Genomic DNA, 25017 nt, shown 5'->3' on the forward strand with positions numbered 1-25017 from the left:
GCGAGCATGATAGCAAAAGCATTAGTACTTTATGGAGACGGCATTAATTGCGATCTTGAAACGGAATATGGCTTGTCGATTGCCGGATTTTCTCCTGAGAGAATTCATGCCACGGAATTATTGAAAACACCAGGAAAATTAAGCGAATGCCAAATGCTTGTCTTGCCTGGTGGGTTTTCTTTTGGAGACGAAATCGCCAGCGGCAAAGTTTTGAGCATTGAGTTGAAGCAAAGAATAAGCGCGGCGCTGCATGAGTTTATTGACAAAAAGGGCTTAGTAATAGGCATTTGTAATGGCTTTCAAATACTTGTTCAGCTTGGTATTTTGCCGGTTTCAAAAAGTGGTGCACAGAAAGTCGTCAGCCTTGCTCGCAACAGTGGCGGTAAATTTATCAATCGCTGGGTCAACTTGTCTGTAGTTAACGAACATCAAAGTCCATTTTTTGCCGGATTGAAAGAAATTGATTTGCCGATTCGCCACGGAGAAGGACGACTTACTTTAGGTGTCAACCCAGGTAAGGAGGTTTCTGAGTTGGTCAGTAAACATACCGTGCTGCGTTATCGCGATGACGTAAACGGCAGCTACGAAAAGGCAGCAGCTCTCACCAACGAACAAGGAAATGTTCTTGGACTGATGCCGCATCCGGAAGCATTTATTCGTTGGTCACAACACCCAAGTTGGACAGACTCTAAAAAAGAACCCAGTGAGACACCTCATGGTTTGGTCATTTTACAAAACGCCCGCAAGGCACTTGGTTAAGCAGGAAGGAAATAATGGCGGCAGACACATACGCAAAAGCTGGAGTAGACGTTAAACGAGCAGAAGAGTTCGTCAAGCGCCTGAAGAATCAGTCGTTAAGGCAAGGACACGAAACTCTCTGGGAAGCTGCCGGTGGTTACGCTGCTGTTTATCCAGTATCGGCAAGTAGAGCCGTCGCTGTTACTACAGATGGTGTCGGCACGAAGTTGCTTGTTGCCAATGAGTTGAGTAAATTTGACACGATAGGTATCGACCTTGTTGCGATGTGCGCCAATGACCTCATTTGTGTGGGCGCGCAGCCGACTATTTTCCTTGATTACTTTGCTATTGGAAAACTGGAAGACAACGTCGCTGATGAAGTAATTGCCGGCATAGTCAAAGGCTGCGATCAAGCAGGCATGCTATTGGCAGGCGGTGAGACGGCGGAAATGCCGGGACTCTATGCACCAGGTCACTTCGACTTAGCTGGTTTCGCTCTAGGGCTTGTATCCAAAAGCAAACTAATTACAGGCGGTGAAATACGCCCAGGTCAAAAACTAATTGGTGTCGCATCAAGCGGCATACACTCCAATGGCTTGTCTTTGGCTCGTAAAGTCCTTGCTGACGACAAAGCAAGTTGGCATGATCTTTTAACGCCCACTCTAATTTATGTTGAACCAGTCAATGAAATTCTCGGCAGACGTCCCGAAGCAATTAAGGGCATGGCGCATATAACTGGCGGCGGCTGGCGAAACCTTTTCCGGTTGAATGACACTGTTGGTTTCCATTTTGAAAACAGACTACCGGTGCCGGACATTCTGCAAAAAATTGGTCGGACAGTACCGGAAGAAGAAATGTACAAGACATTCAACATGGGCATGGGATTGGGAATAATCACCGATGATTCCCATCAACAACTGGTTCTGGAATGCCTTAAAGAAGCTGGTTTTACAGCGCAAGTGGTTGGTTCAGTTACAGATAAGCCGGGAGTGATCACCATTGCCGGTTCTCAAATTGTCATCAAGGAGGAATAGAAATGGCTCTAGGTGCAGGTGAAGGGTCCACCGGTGTAGTGGCAAGGGAGAATACAAAAGTGAAAACAGTCCTTGTTAGTGTTACGGACAAAACCGGTCTAGACAGATTTTTGAAAAGACTTGAGCGATTCGACGAACTCAAGCTTATCGGAACAACCAGCACACACAAATTTTTGACCGGCAATAATTTTGCCTGCACTAAGGTTGAAGAGTTGACCAATTTCCCGGAGATTCTTTCTGGTCGAGTGAAGACACTGCATCCACGCGTGTTTGCCGGAATTCTTGCCCGTCCGTCAAAAGAAGATCGCGACTGCTTGTCCGAGATGGACATTCAAGAAATTGATCTGGTCATCGTAAATCTCTACGCCTTTGAAAAGAAATTGAGCGAAGGATTGCCGGAAGCGAAGATGATCGAGGAGATTGATGTCGGTGGTGTAGCTCTGTTGCGTGCTGCTGCTAAAAACTTCGAGCGCGTTGCTGTAATAAGCAGTCCCGAGCAATACGATATGGTTATCGAAGAACTTGATGCAGCTGGTGGCAAGTTTACTCTTGAATTGAGACGGAAACTCGCATATGCCGCTTTGAGTCGGACAGCTGCGTATGACGCCAGCATCTCAGCTTATTTGCATGAACAAGTAGAGAAGAATTCGTGCGACAAGTGCGATCACACTAGTTTCACGATGCCTGAGTCGGTTTCATTCAATCTCGTGAAGTATCAAGATTTACGCTACGGCGAAAACCCACACCAAGCAGCAGCTTGGTATTCTCCGATGGGCAAAGATGCCTGGAAGGTGCCGTTCCTGCAATCGCAGGGTAAGGACATGTCCTCCAATAACATCATCGATACTTACTGCTTGTTGCGTTATCTGCGCGAATTTGAGGAACCTGTTGCTTGTTTGATAAAGCACAACAACCCATGCGGAATTGCATTAGGTAAAAATATAGACGAAGCTTTTGACAAGGCTTATGCCTGTGATCCACTTTCCGCTTTTGGTGGTGTCTTTGGGTTTAATGGCAAGGTCGGCGCGAAGCTTGCGACAAAGATAACAGAGAACTTTGTAGAAATTGTTCTCGCTCCTGAATTCGACAAAGAAGCAATGGATATCTTCAGCAAGAAGAAAAACATTCGCGTCCTGAAATTGAATCCGGAAGCAAAATCACAAATCGGCGCACGTCCATGGCAAATTCGTGATTTGAAAGATGTCGGTGTCTTGGTTGAGCAAGATATGGAAGCGCCTGTAAAAGCAGCTGATTTCAAATGCGTCACCGAAAAGAAACTGGATGCAGGTTATGAACAAGACATCGCCTTCACCTGGTCCATTGTTAAGCACTTAACTTCAAATGCAATATTTGTTGCTCGCCATGGTTTGTCTCTAGGATTCGGTATCGGACAAACAAGCCGCATTGCCAGTGTCAATCACGCCTTGACTCAAGCAGGAGCAAACGCAAAAGGAGCCGTTCTGGCAAGCGATGCGTTTTTTCCGGCTACGGACAACATTGAATCAGCAGCAAAAGCGGGTATTTCAGTGATTATCCAACCAGGTGGCAGCATCAAAGATGACGAGGTAATCGGTGCCTGTAATAAGGCTGGAATCGTCATGCTATTCACTGGCCAACGGTGTTTCCGTCATTAAATCTGACGATTTGTCTGGCAAGCGTGCTTGATCCGATGCCCAAAACCGAGCCTAGGCTTGTGTTTTGGGCATTTGGTTTGAGTGGCAAATATTATGCGCCATGGGAATTTCCCCACTGACTGCATTCCTGGCCAGGACTATGATTGAGCCACGACCCAGACCACAATCTAGAGAGGATTGGACAGTGGCAGACGGAAATAAGAGCAACGATCGCCCCCTAGACGATCATTCGCCAAAGACAATAGATGCGAATAAGCGATTACTCGAAGAAATTGCAGGACGCGGTTTTCAATTAGCTCTAATTGGTGAAGGCTTGGTCGCCGGTGGCATAAAGGATGCCGGCAAAGAGTTACGGGTTGACAACCTTTGGAATCTTGGCGGCGAAGCGGCTGTTTCGGCAGGCGCTGGGAGTGTTCTGGGCGCGGTATTAGTAAGCAAGCAAAATGGTTTGAAATTGGCCATCGGTGCAATTGGCACATTAGGCGGCATGGCATATACAGCTTGCAAATTCGATCAGTACAGCAAGAACAAAGAATTGTCCAAAGCGCTGGATTCGGTTTATAAAAAGCGTGATTGGAAGACTTTTGATAAGCAAACAAAAACAGCAGAAAAGATTTTGGGCAAGGAAGGCTTTGATGCCGGATTTGCCGGACTAACAGGATCTGCCGGTCTTGTCGCTGGAATGAAATTTGCGCCAGGCTTGACTAAAAAATATGCGCCTGCTGTTGGTGAATATATGTTTGGCAAAGTGCGTGGAGACAAGGTTGCGTCTTTGGCACGACAGTCGGTTAGTGGTACGCCCTTCAATCGTGATCTCAAAAGCTTTGTGAATAAAGTAAGTCATGGCGATGTTCATGTGGCAAAGGCCGCTGAGCAAACAAAGACATTTATCTTTGACAAAGACAATCGCATTTCCAATATCTTCATTCGAAAAGGCGCTAGCGCCGAAGATATTCAAAGGCACGTCATGGTTGGTTCTTTGGCTGACAAAATTGGTCTCGATAAATCAGCATTTCGCATCGCCATGGAAGGTGCTGAGAAAGCTAACTATCATGCTCCTCGCCCCTATGATTTAGAGCGCGCAGCCGCTGAAGGAGTTGCTTTTGCTGACTCGCAAGTTGGTCAACTAAGAAAACTACAGGGTGCTCAAAGATACTCGATTGAGGGTAGCGAAGCTTATCTTCGTAAGACTCAAGGAAATGATTACACGGAATACTTGCGCAAAGCTCTTGGTCCGTGGTCGGGTAAGAAGGATGCTGAAGCAAGAAGTCTAGTTGTTAACGTTTCTGTGGCAGAGCCGACTGATGTCATAACCCATCGCGTAGCCAGTGAAAACCTAGCCGGTTTGGGTATGCAGCAAAATGAGTTTAACTTGGCTGCAGCGAAAAACAAGCTTATCCAAGGAATGGACGAAGCGCAAAAGAAAGAAGCCGTTAGAGCTGTTTCTTATTATCTAAAAGGACATCCAATAAGTACAGGTTTGTCCAATGCAGATAGAAATGCCGGATTGGAAAAACTATCTAGAGAACTCACCCCTCTACAAATTGACCTCATAACCAAGCGCATGGCGGAATTTGATCCGCAATATTTTCCACATCATTGGTTTGAAGGACAGGTTCTGTCAGCCGTAGATAATCTAGTTTCAAGCGGAATAATGCGAGATGCCACAAAAACCCACAAGCTTCTCTGCAAACTCGCCGGACAGGTTGGCAAGGCTAATGTCGAAGCAGCCGATTTGCTTATTAACTGTGCTAGAAGTAACGGCATGAGCGAGGAGCAATTGATGAAAAAAGGTGTTGCTGAGACAGGCGCCAAAGTACTGAAAGAACTGCTTGATACCAAACAGAACCAGCTCATTGTTGACTTGGCACTTGCCTTGAAACACCTCGAAGCAAGGACTAGTTACAAAGACGTATTTGCTGTAAGAACCATGCGTGATTTGGGTTTCAAGTCGGAAGACATCAACGCTCAATCCATCGCCGATCATGTCGGTCGCTTGTTGCGTAAGCCTTAACCCCAGCCGCCTCCGCCTGGTGTTTCGATGGTAAAGACATCGCCTGGTTCGACAGTGGACGATGCTGTTGCTGCAAAGTCGTCCTTGCAGCCTCTGCTGCGCTCTATGTAATTCTTGCCTGGCAGAGCTTCTTGTCCCCCGTGAATGCCAAACGGAGCTATTCTGCGTCGGTTTGAAAGAATGGATGCGGTCATTTTTTCTTTAAATCGTAGGCGGCGAATTACACCATTGCCCCCATGAAACTTTCCTTTGCCACCGCTATTTTGCCGAATGGCGAATGATTCAAGGACTACAGGATAACGATTTTCCAAAACTTCCGGATCTGTTAGTCGCGAATTGGTCATGTGTGTCTGTACGGCATCGGTGCCATTGAATGATGGACCAGCCCCGGAGCCGCCGCAAATTGTTTCGTAGTACTGGTAATTATCGTTGCCGAAGGTGAAGTTGTTCATGGTGCCTTGCGAGGCGGCCAAAACCCCCATAGCGGCATACAGACAATCAACAATTGCCTGTGACGTTTCCACATTGCCTGCTACGATAGCTGCTGGATATTTAGGGCTTAGAAGTGAACATTCTGGGATTACCAGTGTTAAAGGTTTCAGGCATCCTTCGTTGAGGGGAATATCATCGTTAACGAGTGTGCGGAAAACATAGAGGACAGCCGCTTTTGTGATTGCCGCCGGTGCGTTGAAGTTAGTTGCCTGTTGAGCGGATGTGCCGGTGAAATCAATTTTTGCTGAGCGGTTTTTTTGATCTATCGAGAGCTTAACAGTTATCTGGCTGCCATCATCAAGCGAAGTGGTAAAGCTTCCGTCTTTTAGATTGCTTATCGCGCGTCGTACGGATTCTTCGGCGTTTTCTTGGACGTAATGCATGTAGTCAATTACGGTTTGTTGCCCATAACGCGCAATTAGCTGTTCTAATTCGCGTAAGCCTTTTTCGTTTGCTGCGATTTGCGCCTGGATATCGGCAATATTTTGAGCTGGGTTGCGCGCTGGATATTTTCCTTTGGTTAATAGCGAACGAAACTCGTGTTCGTGGAATGTGCCGTCACTGACCAGTAGGAAGTTATCTATTAGTACGCCTTCCTCTTCAATTGTTTTGCTTGACGGCGGCATTGAGCCCGGAGTTATGCCTCCAATGTCGGCGTGATGGGCTCGCGATGCTACAAAGAAAACAGGCTTGTTTGCTGAAGTGGTAAATACGGGAGTTACAACGGTGATGTCCGGTAGGTGGGTGCCACCGTTGTAGGGATTGTTTAGCGCGTAGATATTTCTTGGTTTAATCGAGTCTTTGTTGGTTTCAATAACGCTACGGATACTGTCTCCCATTGAGCCCAGATGCACCGGGATATGTGGCGCATTTGCTATGAGATTTCCCTCGCTGTCAAAAATCGCGCAAGAGAAGTCGAGACGTTCTTTGATGTTAACTGAATGACTGGTGCTTTGCAGTGTGACGCCCATATTTTCAGCTATGGACATGAATAGGTTATTGAACAATTCCAATTTAATTGGATCTACCTTTTTGGAAGAATCGTCAATAGCCATTTGTTGCTGTTGATTTGCGATGGCAGTCAATACAAGGTGACCTTCCGGATTTGTGGTTGCTTGCCAGCCGGGCTCGACGATGTTTGTGCCGGTATCTTCAACTATGATTGCCGGGCCGATTATGCTTTGCTTTGCCTGTAGTCGATTTCGCTCGTAAACAGGGGCTGAATGCCATGCATTGCCGGAGAAAAACTTGGTTGTGCTGATTTGTTGCGCGGGGGTGATTGTTGATTCACTCTTGGTTGCTGGTTGTTTCATTTTGCCTGTCGCATCGACAGCAATTGACTCAACTATTAATTGCTTGCCTAGCAACGCGAAGCCAAAAAGCCGCTGATGTTTTTCGGTGAAACTCTTCGCCATCTCTTCCTGGACGGCAAAATCAATCTCTATCGTGCTGTCAGAGCCCTGATAGCGCATCTGTACTGTGCGTTTTACATCTATTGATTCAACAGGAATAGCTTGTGTTTCCAGGCCTCCCCTTGCCTCATTAATCAGTCTTGCAAAATAATTTTCAACTGTTTGCAGATTTTCCTTTGATAGAGGAAGCTCAACTGTTTGTTGTCTAATGACACTCATATCCGCAAGTCCAATACCGTAGGCGGAAAGGACTCCTGCGTAGTTGTGAATAAATACCGTCTTTATTCCTAGAGACTGGGCAATGAGACAAGCATGCTGCCCACCTGCACCACCGAAACAACAAAGGGCATATTCGCTAACATCATGCCCGCGCTCAATGGATATCTTTTTAATTGCGTTGGACATCTTCTGTACAGCAATGGTGAGGAAGCCCTCCGCTATTTGTTCAAGTGGCGAATCAATTCCGAGTTCGGCGAATTTTGTTTGCACGACAGCTTTGTCTAAAGGCTCGTTGCCCGTGCCGAATATGTGCGGGAAATGATCAGGTTGTATCTTGCCCAAAAGGACATTACAGTCTGTGACGGTCAACGGACCGCCCTTGCGATAACAAGCTGGGCCTGGATTAGCGCCGGCAGATTGTGGACCAACGCGATATCGTTGTCCGTCAAAGCTAAGAATGGATCCACCACCGGCAGCCACCGTGTGTATGGCAAGCATTGGTACACGAATTCGTGTTCCGGCAATTTCTGTTTCTTGAGTTCGTTCAAGCGATCCATCAAAGTGAGATACGTCTGTTGATGTGCCGCCCATATCGAAAGCGATGATTTTATCGAAGCCGGCCTTTTGACTTGTCTTGACTGCTCCAACAATTCCGCCAGCCGGCCCGGATAACAGACTATCTTTGCCACGGAAGGATTTCCCCTCTACAAGTCCGCCGTTTGATTGCATAAAGACAAGCTTGCACTCCGGAAGATCTTTAGTCAGTTCGTCAACATACCGGCCTAATACGGGAGACAAATAGGCGTCGGCAACGGTGGTGTCTCCTCGGGAAACAAATTTGATGAGCGGACTTACTTCATTGGAGACAGAAATGTTGGTGAAACCAATTTGCTTTGCCAGTTGTTTCAGCTTGTCTTCATGCGCTGGATATCGATAGCCATGCATTAAGACAATGGCGCATGAGCGAAATCCGTCCGCGTATGCTTGTTGCAAATCTTGAAAGGCAATGTCTGGATTGAGCGACACAAGTATTTCGCCATCGGCACCAACTCTTTCGCTGACCTCAATTACACGCGAATAAAGCACATCGGGCATGACGATATGGCGAGCAAATATATTCGGGCGGTTCTGATAACCTATGCGCAGAGCGTCGGCGAATCCTTTTGTCGTGACAAATACGGTCTTTTCACCTTTACGCTCAAGTAAGGCGTTGGTGGCAATTGTCGTTCCGACCTTAACCATGGATACTTTGTCTTGTCCGCTTAGTTGCTGGACGGCAGCAACTGTTGCATCTCTGTAATGATCCGGATTGTCGCTAAGCAATTTGCGGACGTGCACAGCCCCGTCTGGCGCCACTGCCACGACATCGGTGAATGTGCCACCACGATCAACGAAGAATTGCCAGCCGCCTGACATCAAAATGAGCTACCAATAAGGTTTCTAAGTATATAGACTATTGACTTGTACATGATAGGTCACTTGAGGCAACTGGTGCATGATAAGTAACTCGCTTCGCGAAATGATTTGGATATCAAGAAGATTTGCCTCTGCGCCGAAAGTATTTGCATTGATGTCGTCAGTGTCATTAAGTATCGGTAGTACCATCGCTTATTCCGAATTTGCTTATGCCGAAGTTCAGCGCAAAGAAAATTTGATTTCTTCCAGTGACATACCAAGGCAAGTTCAAAAAAATACCAAAAAACACTTGTTCTGGCACAAACGAAAAATTGCCCAAGCTGAAGTTGATACCAGTTCAAACGATGCCACTAGTCCGGTCAATTTTTTAAACGATAGCAACGTAAAACCAACCAAAAAGAGAAATGTACTATTGGCAACATTTTACAAGCCTGTCGAGCGCTTGAAAGGGCCGCTATTGGAATTGAAAGATCCTATAAGAGATCTTCACGCACCCTTAAAACAAATGTCTGTCGACATGACCGAGTTAGAACATGATGTGGCTTCCTTGCGCGACCCAATTGTCGGATTGCAGTTGCACGTCGATAAACTACAAAGACCAATTGTTGATTTACAAGCACCAATTGCTAATTTGGATGTGGAGATTAAGAACCTCGTTGGACCAATGGCTGGCGTGAATTCAGAGTTAGCTTCTCTACAATCATCGTTAGCCGGTGTAAAGGCATCGACAGCCAGTCTTAACCAGCCCCTAACGGTGCTTTCGACGAAGGCTGGAATTATTGCCCAGCCGATAGACAAGTTGCACGCCAACGTCAAAGGATTAGAGGGTGGCGTTAACCAGCTTTACGACAAAGTTGCCAATTTGAACAACGGTGTCACTTCCCTTTCAACTCCGGTTACCAATCTGGCCGGACAGGTCGATTTGCTTCAATCTGAAGTAAGAGGATTGAAGCGCGAAATTCACGGTATCAAAGGAGCGCTCATCGCCTTAGCAATCAGTGTTCCGGTGGCTATTTTACTGGGTGCAATTTTGGGCGCGATCGTACACCTAGTATCTAAGAATGGACGCAAGTGAAAATTCGTAACGCTGTTATTTGTTTCGCTGTGCTTGTTTACACGGCGTCTTTTGGTTGGTCCTCATCAGCTAAAGTGCTGGAAGGAATATCCGACCACAGTTCCGGATTGCCGCCTCTGGATGCACAATACCGTCCCGGAGCCAGGTTTGATGACGTTGCACCGGCTAAAGTTCAGCCGCTTAACAAGTGGTATCACATTCCCGATTGGTTGGCGGGTGTTTGGCAAAGCAAACAACATTCGTTGATTTACCAATTTAACTACAAGACAAAAAAAGAGTGGGAAGCAAAAAACAGATTTTCTTACTACCTTGCCGAAGAAAGATTCGGCAAACAAAAGGACAGTCAAGGCGGCATTTGGGATTTGCCGTTGACTCCGCTGATAAACAAGGCCCTGAGCAAGGATTTTGTTAGCTACCACCACATAACCAACATCGAATACCTCTACGTGGGCGACGATGGCATGGTGATGCGTGTCAGATCAGTCGTCACTCTTGTTAGTCGGGCTGGTTCGGAGATAGTCTCTGCCTATCAACAAGAAAGCATTTCAACCAGACTGCCGGCTGGTGAAAACCTCATGCGCGTGAGGGATTCCATTAAGGTTTATGACATTGAAGGTCATCCTCTAAGGCGCAGCAAGGTGGAAGCAATAGCCACGCGAGTTGGTCCTTTCGAACCGCTCAATGAGCGCAATGGGCTTGATTTAAAGGCAATGTTCTTCGATTTTTTAAAGAGCGAGAAAAAGGATTCTCTCATCCCGCTTTGACGTAATTTAATACGGGCGCATTGCATGCGCCCGTATTAAATGGCGAACTAGTGGTTCCACCATTGCCGATTAGAGGCGGGCAGATTAAATTATGAGCGTCTGAAAAGCTACATCAGATGCGGGTTTTAATCCATGTCAAATCAAGTTCCGTTGGAAAATGTGCCGGCAACGCAGGAAGTTTCTGCAAAAGACGCCGGCTCTGCCGATTTAGCAGAGTATCGCGCTCCCGGACTTCTAGCGCATGCTAAAGACGGTTGTGGTTGCCACGGCGCCAAAACCAAGACTCAAGGCGATACCGGCTCTGCCAAAGATAATCTGGAGAAGAAGTCGGTGAATTCTGCCGGTCTGCAGAGCGAAGTCTGTCAGGGTGAAGTGGTGGTGCCTGTTTTTTTTACTACCGAACGTAAGCCTGTTTTGGACAAACAAGGACGAGTTACCGGGTTTGCAGACGAGCCTAACTATGTGGAAAAAGACGGCTCCGTAGAAGTTGAAGTGACCCGCGGCAAAATATACAAGCGCTTCAAGGTTGATAGAGGTTGCCGGGCGACCAGGGGCGAAGTCGAAAGTATCGGCTGGAGAACAGGCCCACAATGCATGGGTATGAAAACAGACGAAATTCAGACGTTAAGCGAAGAGAAGTACTTCGCTGAATTGAACGCGTCGCTGGCCAATGGCTACACCGACAAAATTGATCTTTTCGCGCCTGGATACAGCATTAGATTTACAGGTGGTGTTGGACAGGCTTCAGAGATCGAAGTCGGCGAATTGAAATCAAGGAAGCGTGGCGATTTTAACACCGATATCGAACAGGCTTGTGACGTAGCTGGACACGGCGCTCATCCGGTGGAATTGTTTTCCTGGGCATCCAATGGACACATGCTTGGGTATCCTGCCGATGATCGCAATGTGAAGTACAGTCTATTTGGTACCTGGCGCAACGAGCTTCAACTACGTGGTGAAAAAATCCTCGGCGGGCCGAAATCCATGAACGTAATTGTTCACAGTAAATTTGCCGAGCCGGAAATCGAGTCCATGTGGATTCGCGGAATGTTGAATAGCTGTCAGACAAAGCCGCAGGAAAAGTTCAATAAGATTGTTCTTTGTGCCTCCGACTATGGTTTGCGCACATTCGCTCTCATGGCTGACAAAGTTGCTGAAAATACAGACGAGCTTTCAGCTGCTGTTAATCCCAATGACAAAGCTCTATGGCTGTCTAAGCTGGCCCATGGTGGTGAACTCCCCTTGGGAATGGCTTCACCGGCAGACGTAATGAAATACCATAAGCAACTACAGCATGTTCGCTTTATAAATTACGGGTCGGCAATTCAGCCGCCGAAAGGATATGATCCCAGGCGCTGGGCAGCTTATTATGTAAGCCATTTTCCGCCGGGAGCTGTCATTGCCAAGATTACAAATAATCGTGAAAATGACATGTCCGACGGCATGTGCATGAAGGAAGTGCCCGGCACAAATCATTTGTATTATGAGTTAACCACTGATTGCTCTCTGCAAAAGAAGTAATAGAATAAATACAACTGATTTGAAAGGGAATGCAAATGAAGCGCCTAGCTGTAGTAACCGGTGGCAATCGCGGGTTAGGCTTTGAAGCTTGCCGTCAACTGGCGAAAAAAGGCATCGATGTAATCCTTACAAGTAGGGACGCCAAGAAAGGACAAGCCGCCGCCGACGAATTAAAGTCTGCCGGTTTGCCGGTGACGTTTCATCAATTGGATGTTAATTCTGAAGAGAGTATTTCAGCCCTGAAAAACTTCATTGAGAAGGAGCATGGCAAGCTGGATATTCTTGTGAACAATGCCGGTGTCATGATTGATCGCAAGAACAACGGTGATGAATACCCATCTGTTTTAAAGGCAGAATTAGAAACTTTCAGACAGACCATGGAGAGCAATGTCTTTGGTGTGCTCAGGCTTTGTCAGGTATTCATTCCGCTCATGAAAAAGAACAATTACGGACGCATAGTCAACGTCTCGTCGGGAATGGGGCAGCTGTCTTACATGAGTGGTGGTTGGCCGGCTTATCGGGTTTCCAAAACAGCACTCAATAGCTTGACCGCCATTCTTGCCTATGAGGTTAAGGACACCAATATTTTGATCAACTCTGTGTGCCCAGGTTGGGTGAAAACAGAAATGGGCGGACCAAATGCCACGCGCAATGTCGAAGAGGGTGTGGACACAATGGTATATTTGGCCACATTGCCAGATAACGGACCGAGGGGCAAATTGCTCAGAGATCGTCAGATAATTGCTTGGTAGTCAAGGGGTGGTCCCCAAGCCATCTTCAAACGGGCGCCTGCTTTCGGGAGCCCGGTAGACACATATCTTAAAATTCCACTTTGAAACCCGGTTTTGTATAGCTGAATAGGGTATTCAAGAGATAGGTTCGACTATCTTTGAGAGGACCGGGAAGTGTTCACTAAAGCGTTAAATGGAGTCTTCGCTACATGCTTGGCCGCAACGTTCAGCTTGTCTGGTATTCCTTGTAAGGCTGAAGTTGTTCGCCAGGATTTTGTGAAACTGGGCAATGAAGATCATCGCCCTATATATGAATGGCGCGACGCCAACCTATCCCCCAAAGGGGTAGTGGTAACCATTCATGGCGTCAGCTTGCACGGTGGTGTGTTTGATGCCGTTGCGAGATATTTGGCTTCAGAAGGCTACATAGTATTGTCACCTGATTTAGTTGGACATGGACGTCGTTATTACGATAAAGATGTTCCGGACTTTGACCCTGTAGCTGACTATGAAAAAGCAGAGGTTGATTTACTTCAAACGATGAAAGAAATTCGCTCTGAGTATCCGACCACGAAGATTTTCTGGTTCGGTGAAAGCTTGGGATCGAACTATGCTGTACGCATGGCGGCAAAGCGTCCTGAACTGGTAGATGGACTTATCTTGTCTGCTCCGACAATTCGTCGTCATCATTCTGCACCGGCAAAACTGATGACCGAGATGTGCATAAACACAGTCGTCAATCCGAGTAAGCAATTATCGTTAAAGAAGTATGCTATTAACTATCTTGCCGACGATCCAAAAATCACATCGGATTATCTGGCAGATCCGCTAATGCGCAAGTCGTTGAGTCCGCAAGAACTTTTATCCTGCAGGAAAGTGATTAAGACAACTCTACCGTATGCTGATGAGATCAAGAACAATGTGCCTATTCTTGTAATTCAAGGAACATTGGACAAAATGGTTCAAGCTACGGCAGCAGAAGAATTTATGTCCCGCATAAAGTGCAATGATAGAACTTTGCATTGGGCGGAAAACCGCGGACATATCCTATTTATGACGTCGCACGTGCAGCCGGATTTGGAAGTCGTCGTTGACAGATGGCTGAATATGCATTTGGAAAAGCCGGAAATATACACCACGGCTAGTGATGTTCAAGAAACCACTGCTCACGGCTCTATCGCGAACTAAGCGTCGACTTCGACATCATCGCCTTCTACGCGGCATTTGTATTCATTGACGTTGCTTGCGCCTGGTCCGCTTAAGTGCGCGCCAGTTGTTACATCAAAAACAGCTGCGTGCCACGGGCAGGTGACGTTGTTGCCGTTCAATGTACCTTCAGACAGCGGACCGCCTTTGTGTGGGCAGGCGTCGTCGATGGCGTAGTATGTTCCGCCTACATTGAAGAGGGCAATGTTTTTTCCGCCCACAACAACGCACTTGCCTTGACCTTCAGCAACATCGCTTGTTTTTGCAACTTTTGTAAATGACATTTGTAGTGACTCCTTAACTTCAACTTGTTATACCTGTAATTTATGTGGCTCGCAAGTATTGCTTGGGCCAATTTCCTTTTTGTTTGAGAGTGGAAGCAGCGTGTAGCGGCCAGTACGGATCGCGCAACATTTCACGTGCTAGAAGAACTAAATCGGCTTTACCATCTTTGATGATGTCATCTGCTTGTTGCGCAGTCGTGATTAAACCAACAGCTCCTGTAAGTATCTTTGCCTCGTGTCTTATCCGTTCGGCAAAAGGTACCTGATAGCCTGGCTCAACAGGAACTTTTGCATAGGAAACTAGACCACCTGATGAGCAGTCGACAAGATCAACTCCTCTGTCCTTTAACTCTTTTGCCAATAAAACCGCCTCATCAATATTCCAGCCACCATCGGCCCAGTCGGTAGCGGAAATGCGCGTAAACAGCGGCATATCGGCAGGTATTACTTGACGAATTTCAGTGGCGATTTCCAGTAACAAACGCATTCTGTCTTGCAATCCGCCGCCATATGAGTCCGTCCGCTGGTTGCTCAACGGCGAAAGAAATGAATGCAATAGATAGCCGTGTGCTGAGTGAATTTCAATAATTTTGAAACCCGCTTTAGTCGACCGCTTTGCTGCCGCCACAAATGCTTTCTTGATGGTGTTGATTCCTTCCAAACTCAACTCTTGCGGAGTGGAGTACTGTTCGGAAAATGGAATTGCGCTTGGTCCAATCGTTTGCCATCCACCATTGTTAGGCGACAGCGGAGTGTTACCTTCCCAAGGCACTGGCGTTGATGCTTTGCGTCCAGCGTGAGCTATTTGAATTGCAGGAACAGATCCTTGTTCGGTGATGAATTTCGCTACACGCGCCAACGGCTCAATGTGCATGTCGTCCCAAATTCCCATATCGGCTGGACTTATGCGACCACGTGCTTCTACTGCTGTTGCTTCAACCATCACCATGCCGGCACCGCCTACAGCGCGGCTACCTAGATGGACAAGGTGCCAGTCAGTTGCTTTGCCGTCTTCCGATGAGTACTGGCACATCGGTGAAACTGCTACGCGATTAGGAAGTGTGACTGAACGAATAGTAAGTGGCGAAAACAAATTGTATTGCGCTGGCACTGAGACTTCCTCTTGCGAACTGAATTTTGAAAATGTGGAAGGTTAGCCTAACACACAAAAAAGAAGAGAACCACCCTTAGGGAAGGTGGTTCTCTTGGGATTGGTTTCTGCAGCTTCTGCCAGGGGGGGCGGGTTAGCGACGCACGGGCCAGTTCGTCGCGTAATCCAGGCTTGGCTGCCGGAACCCAAACTTATGCCGCGCACCCCAAAGCTGGTTGGGCTACCACAGACAGCGTTTGGGCCGCGCGGCTGGCAACGTATGGATTATCGTCTGCGGTTAAAGATTGGAGTATGTTGGCCGGAGTTGTATAGCTCTCGGCTAGGGCATAACGGACATCATCATGTTGATCTAGTGAAAGAGCTAACACTAAGGGTGAAGGAACGTTAGGATTTTCTGCAACACTTAGACGCACATCCCAATGTGGATCAACGGCTAATCTTTCTAATATATCCACTGGAGTATTGGGATTTTCTGCTACTTGCTTGCGGACTTTCACCGAGGTATCAGTAGAAAGTTGGGCCAGTTCTTTGAGGGAAGTGGTGGAGTTACCGGCCAGGATGTATCTTTCCTGATGCCCCCATGACGTTACATCCGGTACAAACGGATGCTTTCCGCTAAGAATTAGCACGTCTCTCAAAAAAAACATTTTAAGCCTCCTTCTTAAAAACTACCCTAACGTCCCTTGACCTTTAGTTTTTTCTTTGTTGCCTCCCCTTGCTTCGTGTTTTCAATTTATCGTTGATGTGTGGAAGTTTTGTGGAAGTCTTCAAAAACCAAGATTAAATCCCGAAAGCGCCACCAGGCGGCACTTGGAAGGCTTTGAGTGAATGGGGTTATTCTGCTTCTTCTACTTATTTAGATGTCGAGGCAATAACAAATGGCGGCAAGATTGCACGACCGGGAAGGGTAACAGTAAACGCAGATCCTTCACCTTCCGTGCTGGCCACGGTTACCTCGCCATTGTGTGCTTGAGCTATTGATTTGACGATTGCTAATCCAAGACCTGATCCATCTCCTGATCCAAGAGAGCTGTTTACTCTATAGAAGTGATCGAACACGTAAGGCAGCTCATTCTTGGGAATGCCTATGCCGGTATCAGCTACGGTTAAAACCACTTTGCGCTCGCGCGATGTAAGACTGACAGTTACGACAGACCCCGGCTTGGAATATTTGAGCGCGTTCTTGAGCAAGTTAGACACGAGCAATCGAAGAGCAACAACATCACCCTCAAAGTAAAGCGCATTGAGTTCACCGCACTGTAGGATAATACCCTTTTCGTTGTAGAGTGCCTCAAACTCTGCGATTGTCTGACGAACTAATTCATCGAATTTGAATTTTTCGATAGTCGGTCTATATTCAGGGCTTTCCATTTTTGCCAAAAGTGTCAGTGTTTTGATGATTGAGTCCATACGTTCGGTTGCGCGGTGAATAACTGGAATCTGCTTGGGAGCAATGGATTTCTCGGACAACTCTTCCTCTAGTGTCTCGCTATTGATTTGAATAATACTTACAGGAGTAGCCAATTCATGTCCGGCATAAAGCAAGAATCGCTTGAGCACGTCGAAGCTTTTCTCAATTGGTGCGACAGCTCGCCCTGCGTACGCATAACCGGCAAAAGCAAGGCTGGCTAGAAGTAAGGGTGCAACCCACGATAACATGAATAGGAAGTGGGTGACCGGTCTGTCTCTCTCTGTGGTGGGTAACTGCACCTGCAAATAGCCGCAGAGTTTTCCGCGATCGTTGAAGAGCGCGCGCGAATAGACCTTCATCTTTTGTGCTTGATCGACAATCTCTCCCTGATCTTTTATAAGAATGGGTGTGCCGTGCAAACCGTAGTCATAGACTAATTTTTCATTGGCATCGAATAATTGTATGGTTGCCGATCTTTCGAATGGCTCATCCAAGACATGTTTTTCCCAGCGCATAATTTTTGGTGTGGGTCCGCTGAGGTCAATACCAGGTCTTATTTCAGTGCTTAGCAACACAAGTTCTCTGGTGAGAGCTTCATCCAGTTTGTTGTTGAAATAGACAAATCCAAGGGTTGTTAAAAGACCATAGATAACTGTGGACAACAACACAAACAGCAACGTTAGTCTAAATCTAAGGCTCTTAAACATTACCGCGCCTCGAATTTATAACCCATGCCGTGAACAGTGCTAATCATTGATTCGCCCGTTGGCATATCAATTTTCTTGCGCAAATTTTTGATGTAGGTACGTACTGTGTCCGGCAACATCAGTGAATCAGACGGCCATACTCTGTCAACGAGAGCCTCCGCACTAAATACTTGATTGCTGTGCCGCATGAAAAATTCAAGTAGTGCATATTCTTTAGGCAGCAAGTGTAATGGTTTGTCGTTTTTGGTGATGGTTTTTGCAAGAGGATCAAGAGTCAAATAGCCAATAGTAATTATTGTCCCTGCTGTTTGCGCCGGTCTGCGCAACAAGGCTCTCACGCGTGCGACTAACTCTCGCAAATGAAACGGCTTAGTCAGATAATCATCAGCGCCGCAATCGAGACCAGCTTCTTTGTCTTCCAGCGATGCCCGAGCTGTAAGCATCAAAATTGGAGTTGTCCCTTTGTTAGAACGAAACTTGCGACAAATATCCAATCCACTGGCGCCGGGTAGCATCCAATCAAGAATTATTAGGTCGTATTGATACAAGCGTAAGCACTCCAGTGCTTCGTCGCCATTGGCCACAACTTCAACGACATGCTTTTCGCGTGTCAGTGTGTCATTTATCGGACCCGAAAGGTCGGCTTCGTCTTCAACCAATAGTATCTTTGCCATTATTTACTTATACATCAATTCTGACTAAATATCGTAGATGACATCAAGTGAACAACAAAGCTTGGTTGTAAAGTACCTGTTTTATTTCGCAAGTTGTGTTTCGCATTATGCGAAATTAGCACCCGTGGTTTATACTAAAAGAAATAGTAAGTCTGTACAAAAAAACAATAGGGGTATGCTGAAAATAGATAGAACGGTCGAATAAAATGATAGAAATAACTTTCCTAATCGAAGAAGCTCCAGAAGGCGGCTATACGGCCAAAGCCATAGGTGAATCCATATTCACGGAATCGGAAAATTTGACTGATCTGAAATCCAGCATTCTAGATGCTGTGCACTGCCATTTTGAAAGCGATAAGTTGCCTAAACTGATTCGCTTGCATTTTGTAAGAGAAGAATTGCTTGCCGTATGAGGCTGCCGCGTGACGTTTCCGGTAAGGATCTGCAGCTCTTAGTGTCTTTGGTTACACTGTTACACGACAAACCGGCAGCCACATTCGGCTAACTATGACTCAGAGTGGCGAGCATCATATTACGATTCCTGCGCATAGTAACTTACGAATTGGTACTCTCTTGTCCATAGTTAATGGAGTGGCCGAGCATTTCAAAATAGATCGTAGTGCTGTTGTTGACAGGATTTTTAAAGCAAGATAGGCGCAGGCGGAGCGAAAAAAGCCCCCGAAGAATGTCCGGAGGCTTTCTGTTAATCGTTCCGTGATTTATGTTGTGACGACAATTGCCCGGTAAGGACGTTTGCCTGATTGAGGACCTTGTCCGCGGAAGAATAGATTTGCCCAGTCATCGGGAGCGAAATCTTTTTGAATGCCATTTACCCAACAGCCGAGTGCTTGTTGTTGTCCGTTTTTGGGATTGCGTGGGTATGGTTTGTAACCAACTTCCCAGTCGTATTTGATTTGTCCTTGCCAGACAATGGCATCGGAGTCATCGAGAATGGTTAAGTGGTCGCCGTCTTTTAGATGCACTTGATCTGCATATGGATTTTGCCGGTGTGCATATTCGGTGACAATCCAGTGAAAGCCTTCGGAGCCTGTCTCGCAGTAGACATCGAGAAAACCTTTTTTGATTTTGCTGGTTGCATCTTCAAGCACGCTGTCTTCTATTACTGAATCAACAATGTCCAGTCCTTGCAGGAAAGGGACAATATCAGGATGGCAGCGAATATTGCAGAGTGGAAATTCCTTGCCGCTAATATCGCTTATCAATCCGCTGGTGAATATTTTGCTGAATTTAGTGTAGAGATAGCTTTTGAAGGCGACGAATGTGAGAAAGTCTGCTTCAGTATCTTGCGTTGTTTGCAATTTTAGATACGGTGGCAGATCTTTGAAAAACACGGTGTAGCGTTTGTGTTCCGTTTCCTTCTTGGTGCGTATTGAGACAAGTGTTGCTTGGTTGGAAAGTATTTGTCTATGGATTTTTCGGGGTATGGGTTGTTGATTTTCGCGAAGAAAAGCGACCAGTATTCCTCGCATTGTCCCGACAGGCACCCAGGTAGAAGTTATCTTTCCGTTTTTCTTGCAGTAGTTGTCGAACAAATTACCGAACCAAAGCATATGCTGCATTGGTGTGAGTATGAGATCATGCATCGTTTTCACCCGTGTCTTTGATATTTTGTATGAGCGTCTCGGCCTCCGATTTAAGACCTTGCAGCCGTTCGTGTACTGGAAAATCTTTGAATCGATAGTCATCAAGACCATCTCGTTTGCCTTCCAGGTATTTCTTCCATTCTTTGCTAATCATATTTGTTTCAAACCAGGCAGTGAGAATAGTCATGTATTTTTCACAGATCCTCACCGCATGGCGGCAAGAATCAGCTGCATCTGTGGGCTTCCGTAATTCAAGTTGAATATTGGCCAAGTACAACCACAATGCCGGCAATTCACTTGGATCTTTTATTCCTGCTCTATGGCCCCTCAAATTATCGGGGAGAACAGCATTTTCATTGGAAGGGTCGTTAAGTGCATTGCACGTAGACGCCAGGCATTCAACTGCTTTTTTAGGGTTGCCCGTTAGGTGGTGCAGTCTGGCGAGATGGCGTGTTGTTTTTAACAAGTCATACGCATCGTATGAGTGACGTAAGTTGTTGTATCCCTGGAAACTCCTTTCGAGCAGGGTTTGTGCTGGCGGTATGCCGTCGATGTGATAGTTACCTTCATAGAATTTGGGCGCAGCTTGTTTTTTTCTTTCGTGAGCGGTAAGCAACAGGTCTATTGCTGGTTCTGCACGATCTAGTTTGGAAAAAGATGATTGCAATAGCCACGACAACTCGTTGAGAATTATCTGGGACGAGAACTTAATTGCCTGATCGTAATTAGCCGCGTTCAAGTAGTGGCGGCTGAGCGTTAAACAGTCTTCTAAGATCTTCATTTTGCCATTGTGTCTGAGGAACTCGCGGCGGACAATTATTTGGTCAACTACGTCAGTCCAAATGACAGAATCACCATCTTCCTTGAGATATTTCCGGTAGAGCTCTAGAAATTCTATGTCTTCTGCAAACAAGTCATCGAATTTAATCGAGTACTTGCCGAAGAATGCATTTAGTATTGCTTCCCAAAGCGTTTTGCATGACTCAAATCCATGTTCGGCAGCTTGCGCTTTTGCTGAACTCATGCAGGCGCGTTTCAGCGCTTCAATCTGTATGGGTTTAAGGTTATTGTTCATCGGGGTCTCCTAAGTGGGAAAAGTGAATAGGGGCGCATGCAATGCGCCCCTACAAGGACCAGGATTAGCGACAATGTGTGTGGCGATGCCGACAAATGTCGTTAGCGACAATGGCTGTGGCGATGTCGTCTGTAATTGAAGTGACGGTATCGCTTCATTCGGAATTGACGATGGCGGCGACGTTGGCCGCATTGAATTGGCTGGTAGTATCCACGCTGAGTCCAGTATGGATAGCGTCGATATGAACCAGGGCAGGAATAGTTGTCGTAACAACCAGAGTTGTTGTAACAGCCGTTATCAGCCGATGCGGGTTCAACGCTGCCAACGTTCAAGGCAAAAATCATTGTCAGAGGTAGAAGTAGTTTTGCAATGTTCATAATTTGACTCCTTGCAAATTCGTTGTTGCTATTGTTTTTTCGATTTCTTAGGCGGCTTCGCAGAAAGGCGAGCTTTTGCATTTAGGGCACCCATTACGCGTTGCATGTAGGCAACGGTTACGTTTTGGTATGCCGTTTGCTCGTCGCTTTGAATTTTGCGAGCTTCTTCGCCTAGAAGTGCTGCCAAATCCACCTGTGATAAGCCGTGGGCTATTCGCAGGCAGACTAGTTGTTGTCCGAGTCCGACGAACTCGAAAAGTTTTGGCAGCTTTCCTTCTTTGAGTTGCTCGTAAACAGCAATATCTTTTCTTGCTGTTTTTAGCTTTCTCATATCAGGAGTCATCAGCCGCTTGCGTTCTTTGCGATTGATGCCGTCTCGTTTGTATTTTTGACTCTGTTTGATGACCTGGCTGCTTAGTTTGGTCAATTCCCTTTTAGCAGCGAGATACTCTGAGTCTGTAAGTATGAAAGACATGCAAAGTCTTCCTACAGGGATTCCAGTGTGGAGAATCGAAGCAAAGCGCTTTCTACAACGGGCGCTTCATTCTTCTCCTTCACCGTTACGACAAATTTGGCCTTGTGGAATCGCCAATGGCCGCTTCGTAAGTTGGTGTCGCGTCCTGAGATCTTTTTGCTTTCCAGATGAATGTGCAGTCTGCTGTTGCCCAGCTTCTTGTTTATCATCTGGGTGAATCTGTCCATGCCGACGCCGAGGTAGGCGGCGTCTTCATAGGCTTGCGCGATTTTCTTCATGTTTTCCGGCAAAGTGCCAACTTCGCAAGCAGCTAGAATCATCGTTTGGTCGACAAGTCTATCGATGTTCATTTCTCGTGCGCGCTTGAGATTTGGTTTTGGCATCAGCTTGCGCATGACAAAATTGAAAACACCAACTTGAGCGTCGGCGAATAAGAAGCTAACTACCGGTAAATAATGGACTAGGAGTTCCGGCTTGAAGAAGCCCGGTCGTTTGATGTCCAATTGATTGTACGGGTCGTCCTGGAAGTAAAGTTGTGTGATTAGCTCCGAGTATCCTTCTGCTTCGACAAGGATATGTACGTGAGCTGGTCGTGCCTCCAGTCCTTCCTCGGGAATAGGATAATTGCCGGGACGAAGGAAAGTAAACGAATAGGAATTGCTCAGTAAAAGTGAATCAGCTTTTACGCGTCCTCGATAAGTGTGTTGTGATGGCGGTATGTCTACCGGATTGCCACTTGCGTCTTGATTGTCGTAGATGCCGTCGGGATCGGCTAGCCATACATGCACGGTTGGGTTCGGGACAATTGATCCATCGGTGGAAAAAATTTGTCCGGATAATCTATGAAGAATGCCCATTACTCCTTGCGGAGCCATGTGTGATTGCCTTGGCGAATCTAGAAGGAAATATGGTCCTTCTACTTGCCTTGGTGTGGGCATCATATGTCGAGACTTGGAAAGTGTTTTTCTCTTTGACATTTTGATGTTCTCCAAAGTGGTTTTGCAGATCGGTGTTTAACCGAAGAGTCGGCTTAGTGTTTTTTACTCCTGTGGAAGCGAATTGCCGCCACGCACGTTGCAATAGCGGCTAGTTAGGGAAATGCAGCAGAGTATTTACTCTGCTGCATTGACTTAGTCTTGATCCGGTAGCGCTGTCGTCGGTGTCAATTGCTCCCTTAGCTTTGCTTTTTGGATGGCAAAGGTAAGGACCGATTTGACGTCATTAAGCGAGTTGGTCAAGTAGTCAACTCGCAGGCTGCGCTTTACCATTGATTCCAGGCTCAACCATTTGTTGACGGACTTTTGCAACTCTTCGACTTTGTCCATAACGGCATCCAAGTCTTGGGATTTGCTGGAGTCGTTGACTTGCAAGAGTGCTTGTCGAACTTCTTCGACTTGCGTAAGAATCTGGCTGTCCTCTTCTTGGGTGGCCAAAACTTGTTTGCAAGTTCCGCCGGAGCATTTGTAAATGCACGCGGCGAATTCATCAAACATCAGTTGTGTGCCTCGGACTGGCTGCAAATGCGGCGAAGCAATTGCCGGTTTGCGATAAGGTCCCAGTTTGAGATATTTGATTTTCTCAACATCCAACTGGGCCGTCGCAAAACCTGTCGTACCGAGTGCACCCATTTTGCGTGATTCGTCTATGCGATCGATTACGCCTACTCCGTCTGCAATACGGAAGTAGGGAACACTTGGGTAGACAAAGCAACCACTGCCAACGGAGCGTTTGACAAACTTGGAATCAGCAACGAAGACATCTAATGACTCGTCGTAAGTCATTGGATTGAGGGTGTCAATCCAGCCATTTTGAGTCCATGGTTCCCAGTCTTGCTGAATGATGCTCAGGCGCAATTCACGTCTGAATGCATAAACAGCAGCGGAAACAACAAGACCCGGCTTGGCTCTTTTGAGAGTCAAAGAAATGTCTTGCACAAATTTGTTGACCTTGGAAGTTTTCCAGGCTTGCCAGGCTTTTCTTGTCTGATCATCGAGATTGGACAAGTTCAAACCCGTTTCTTTTTCAAACGCAGCTCGGCTGGCTTTGTCGTATCCAACTTCTGTGCCGACTTTCTGGAAAGGAAAGCGAATGTAGTCGAGTTGAAGTCCATCGATATCCTTGCGGGATACTTCGAGAATCATCGCCTTGAGAAATTCGCAACCGGGAATGTTGGCAGGGCTTATCCAAGTTTCCTTGTCAGCCTGAGGAGGAAAGACAGAACCGTTGGAAGCACGCAAGGCCCAATCCGGATGCTTTTCAATGACAGGACCAGGATAATCACCTGGTTTGCCGAGCATGGGGTTGAGACCTCGATTGCCTACAGCAAAAACTCTTGCCCAGACATGGAATTCCATGCCACGCTTGCGTGCTTCTTGCAGAGCACATGCAAGCGGGTCGTATCCGGCGGCAAGCTTGGGATACTTGGGCAGTAAGTCGCTGTCGCACATGGCATATCCGCCGTTGTTGTATTCGAAATACACAACATTGAAGTGCGCTTGTTCCATTGTGTTGAACAAGTCGGTCATGCCTTTGGCGTCTTTGGTGCCGACAATTGTGCCGCGGTCAAGCCAAATGCAGCGAGCTTCAACCGCTCTGCTCGGCATAGACATGCCGTAGGACAGAGCAAATGTGCTGCGCGCTTGTCTGTATTCGTTGCGGGCTTTGTCGGCTTGATTTGCAGCAGCCGCATCGTTGAATGCTTTCTGGTGTGCTTGAGCTTGCTGCTGTGTTTTCTTCACTTCAGCCATCGGCACATCTAGATTTAGCTGTTGTGCTGTTTGAATTGAATCGGCAAGAGCCTTGGCGCGTTCGTCCAGGTCTGCGCGCATTGCCGCATAATCAACCGTGCGTTCGTCAGCAATTATCTGAGAAGCTTGGTTGTTATCAAACAACATTGGGTCTTCGGCAAACGCAGGAGACAAATTTGTTAGTGTAAGCATCGCCAATGCGAACGCCAAAGCGCGCGCGATGCCTGATTTTTTAACCAAGCTTCTCATAGCTATTTCTCCAATTAAAAAGGCGCAGCCAAAGCCGCGCCTCATAG

General features: G+C 46.7%; 22 protein-coding genes and 1 pseudogene. 12 read left to right on the top strand and 11 right to left on the bottom strand.

All coding sequences use genetic code 11. The features are described 5' to 3' along the window. The first annotated feature begins 6 nt into the window (after positions 1-6). The 4 genes from K2Y22_15380 to K2Y22_15395 all read left to right on the top strand — a co-directional run bounded on the left by K2Y22_15380 (position 7) and on the right by K2Y22_15395 (position 5420). Positions 7-759, top strand: coding sequence for a phosphoribosylformylglycinamidine synthase subunit PurQ (locus K2Y22_15380; GenBank protein MBX9879839.1), 753 nt, complete (start codon positions 7-9; stop codon positions 757-759). A 14-nt stretch (positions 760-773) separates the two neighbouring features. Continuing rightward, complete coding sequence (gene purM / locus K2Y22_15385) at positions 774-1772, top strand: phosphoribosylformylglycinamidine cyclo-ligase (GenBank protein MBX9879840.1); 999 nt, start codon at positions 774-776, stop codon at positions 1770-1772. Between the two features lie 2 nt (positions 1773-1774). Next, complete coding sequence (gene purH, locus K2Y22_15390; GenBank protein MBX9879841.1) at positions 1775-3406, top strand: bifunctional phosphoribosylaminoimidazolecarboxamide formyltransferase/IMP cyclohydrolase; 1632 nt, start codon at positions 1775-1777, stop codon at positions 3404-3406. A 184-nt stretch (positions 3407-3590) separates the two neighbouring features. Further along, positions 3591-5420 carry a hypothetical protein gene (locus K2Y22_15395; protein ID MBX9879842.1) on the top strand — a complete coding sequence of 610 codons (1830 nt, stop codon included), beginning with the start codon at positions 3591-3593 and terminating at the stop codon, positions 5418-5420. Here K2Y22_15395 and K2Y22_15400 read toward each other — a convergent pair. Next, entirely contained in the window at positions 5417-8959 is a 3543-nt protein-coding gene (locus tag K2Y22_15400; protein ID MBX9879843.1) for a hydantoinase B/oxoprolinase family protein, read from the bottom strand. The two genes, K2Y22_15395 and K2Y22_15400, sit on opposite strands and share 4 nt — an antisense overlap. Before the next feature lie 79 nt (positions 8960-9038). On the opposite strand from K2Y22_15400, the gene K2Y22_15405 reads away from it, so the two are divergent. The 5 genes from K2Y22_15405 (at position 9039) to K2Y22_15425 (ending at position 14238) form a co-directional block, all read left to right on the top strand. Next, positions 9039-10034 (top strand): hypothetical protein, encoded by a 996-nt coding sequence (locus K2Y22_15405; GenBank protein ID MBX9879844.1) that lies wholly within the window; start codon positions 9039-9041, stop codon positions 10032-10034. Further along, positions 10031-10798 (top strand): hypothetical protein, encoded by a 768-nt coding sequence (locus K2Y22_15410; protein ID MBX9879845.1) that lies wholly within the window; start codon positions 10031-10033, stop codon positions 10796-10798. Before K2Y22_15405 ends, K2Y22_15410 begins: the two co-directional genes overlap by 4 nt. Before the next feature lie 132 nt (positions 10799-10930). Beyond that, a complete protein-coding gene (locus K2Y22_15415) occupies positions 10931-12319 on the top strand; it encodes an alpha/beta hydrolase (protein MBX9879846.1) in 1389 nt (462 codons plus the stop codon). A 35-nt stretch (positions 12320-12354) separates the two neighbouring features. Further along, complete coding sequence (locus K2Y22_15420) at positions 12355-13071, top strand: SDR family oxidoreductase (GenBank protein MBX9879847.1); 717 nt, start codon at positions 12355-12357, stop codon at positions 13069-13071. Positions 13072-13224: 153 nt separating this feature from the next. Continuing rightward, complete coding sequence (locus tag K2Y22_15425) at positions 13225-14238, top strand: lysophospholipase (GenBank protein MBX9879848.1); 1014 nt, start codon at positions 13225-13227, stop codon at positions 14236-14238. Here the strand turns inward: K2Y22_15425 and K2Y22_15430 are convergent. The 5 genes from K2Y22_15430 to K2Y22_15450 form a co-directional block, all read right to left on the bottom strand. Continuing rightward, a complete protein-coding gene (locus tag K2Y22_15430; GenBank protein MBX9879849.1) occupies positions 14235-14540 on the bottom strand; it encodes a non-heme iron oxygenase ferredoxin subunit in 306 nt (101 codons plus the stop codon). The two genes, K2Y22_15425 and K2Y22_15430, sit on opposite strands and share 4 nt — an antisense overlap. A 40-nt stretch (positions 14541-14580) precedes the next feature. Beyond that, positions 14581-15651: an NADH:flavin oxidoreductase/NADH oxidase gene (locus K2Y22_15435; protein MBX9879850.1), complete on the bottom strand. Its 1071-nt coding sequence runs from the start codon at positions 15649-15651 to the stop codon at positions 14581-14583. A 191-nt stretch (positions 15652-15842) separates the two neighbouring features. Beyond that, the gene (locus K2Y22_15440) at positions 15843-16298 is read right to left on the bottom strand and encodes a hypothetical protein (GenBank protein MBX9879851.1); all 456 of its coding nucleotides are present in this window, start codon (positions 16296-16298) and stop codon (positions 15843-15845) included. Between the two features lie 205 nt (positions 16299-16503). Next, a complete protein-coding gene (locus tag K2Y22_15445; GenBank protein MBX9879852.1) occupies positions 16504-17769 on the bottom strand; it encodes a HAMP domain-containing histidine kinase in 1266 nt (421 codons plus the stop codon). Continuing rightward, a complete protein-coding gene (locus K2Y22_15450; protein MBX9879853.1) occupies positions 17769-18443 on the bottom strand; it encodes a response regulator transcription factor in 675 nt (224 codons plus the stop codon). The genes K2Y22_15445 and K2Y22_15450 overlap by 1 nt, the downstream gene beginning before the upstream one ends. 206 nt (positions 18444-18649) lie before the next feature. Here K2Y22_15450 and K2Y22_15455 point away from each other — a divergent pair, with 206 nt between their 5' ends. Together K2Y22_15455 and K2Y22_15460 are read left to right on the top strand one after the other, a co-directional pair. Next, positions 18650-18856: a hypothetical protein gene (locus tag K2Y22_15455; GenBank protein MBX9879854.1), complete on the top strand. Its 207-nt coding sequence runs from the start codon at positions 18650-18652 to the stop codon at positions 18854-18856. 31 nt (positions 18857-18887) lie between these two features. Beyond that, a pseudogene (locus tag K2Y22_15460) lies at positions 18888-19097 on the top strand (type II toxin-antitoxin system HicA family toxin). A 65-nt stretch (positions 19098-19162) separates the two neighbouring features. Here K2Y22_15460 and K2Y22_15465 read toward each other — a convergent pair. Both K2Y22_15465 and K2Y22_15470 read right to left on the bottom strand, forming a co-directional pair. Continuing rightward, entirely contained in the window at positions 19163-20047 is an 885-nt protein-coding gene (locus K2Y22_15465) for a hypothetical protein (protein MBX9879855.1), read from the bottom strand. Further along, positions 20040-21122, bottom strand: coding sequence for a hypothetical protein (locus K2Y22_15470; protein ID MBX9879856.1), 1083 nt, complete (start codon positions 21120-21122; stop codon positions 20040-20042). Before K2Y22_15470 ends, K2Y22_15465 begins: the two co-directional genes overlap by 8 nt. Positions 21123-21217: 95 nt before the next feature. Here K2Y22_15470 and K2Y22_15475 point away from each other — a divergent pair, with 95 nt between their 5' ends. Further along, positions 21218-21367, top strand: a complete 150-nt coding sequence (locus K2Y22_15475; protein ID MBX9879857.1) for a hypothetical protein — start codon at positions 21218-21220, stop codon at positions 21365-21367. 160 nt (positions 21368-21527) lie between these two features. On the opposite strand, the gene K2Y22_15480 is transcribed toward K2Y22_15475, so the two are convergent. The 3 genes from K2Y22_15480 to K2Y22_15490 all read right to left on the bottom strand — a co-directional run bounded on the left by K2Y22_15480 (position 21528) and on the right by K2Y22_15490 (position 24970). Beyond that, positions 21528-21974 carry a hypothetical protein gene (locus K2Y22_15480; GenBank protein MBX9879858.1) on the bottom strand — a complete coding sequence of 149 codons (447 nt, stop codon included), beginning with the start codon at positions 21972-21974 and terminating at the stop codon, positions 21528-21530. Positions 21975-21985: 11 nt separating this feature from the next. Then, the gene (locus K2Y22_15485; GenBank protein MBX9879859.1) at positions 21986-22951 is read right to left on the bottom strand and encodes a hypothetical protein; all 966 of its coding nucleotides are present in this window, start codon (positions 22949-22951) and stop codon (positions 21986-21988) included. Between the two features lie 153 nt (positions 22952-23104). Beyond that, positions 23105-24970: a family 10 glycosylhydrolase gene (locus K2Y22_15490; protein MBX9879860.1), complete on the bottom strand. Its 1866-nt coding sequence runs from the start codon at positions 24968-24970 to the stop codon at positions 23105-23107. Positions 24971-25017 lie beyond the last annotated feature (47 nt).

The organism is Candidatus Obscuribacterales bacterium, from assembly GCA_019744775.1.
Taxonomy (GTDB): domain Bacteria; phylum Cyanobacteriota; class Vampirovibrionia; order Obscuribacterales; family Obscuribacteraceae; genus SBAT01.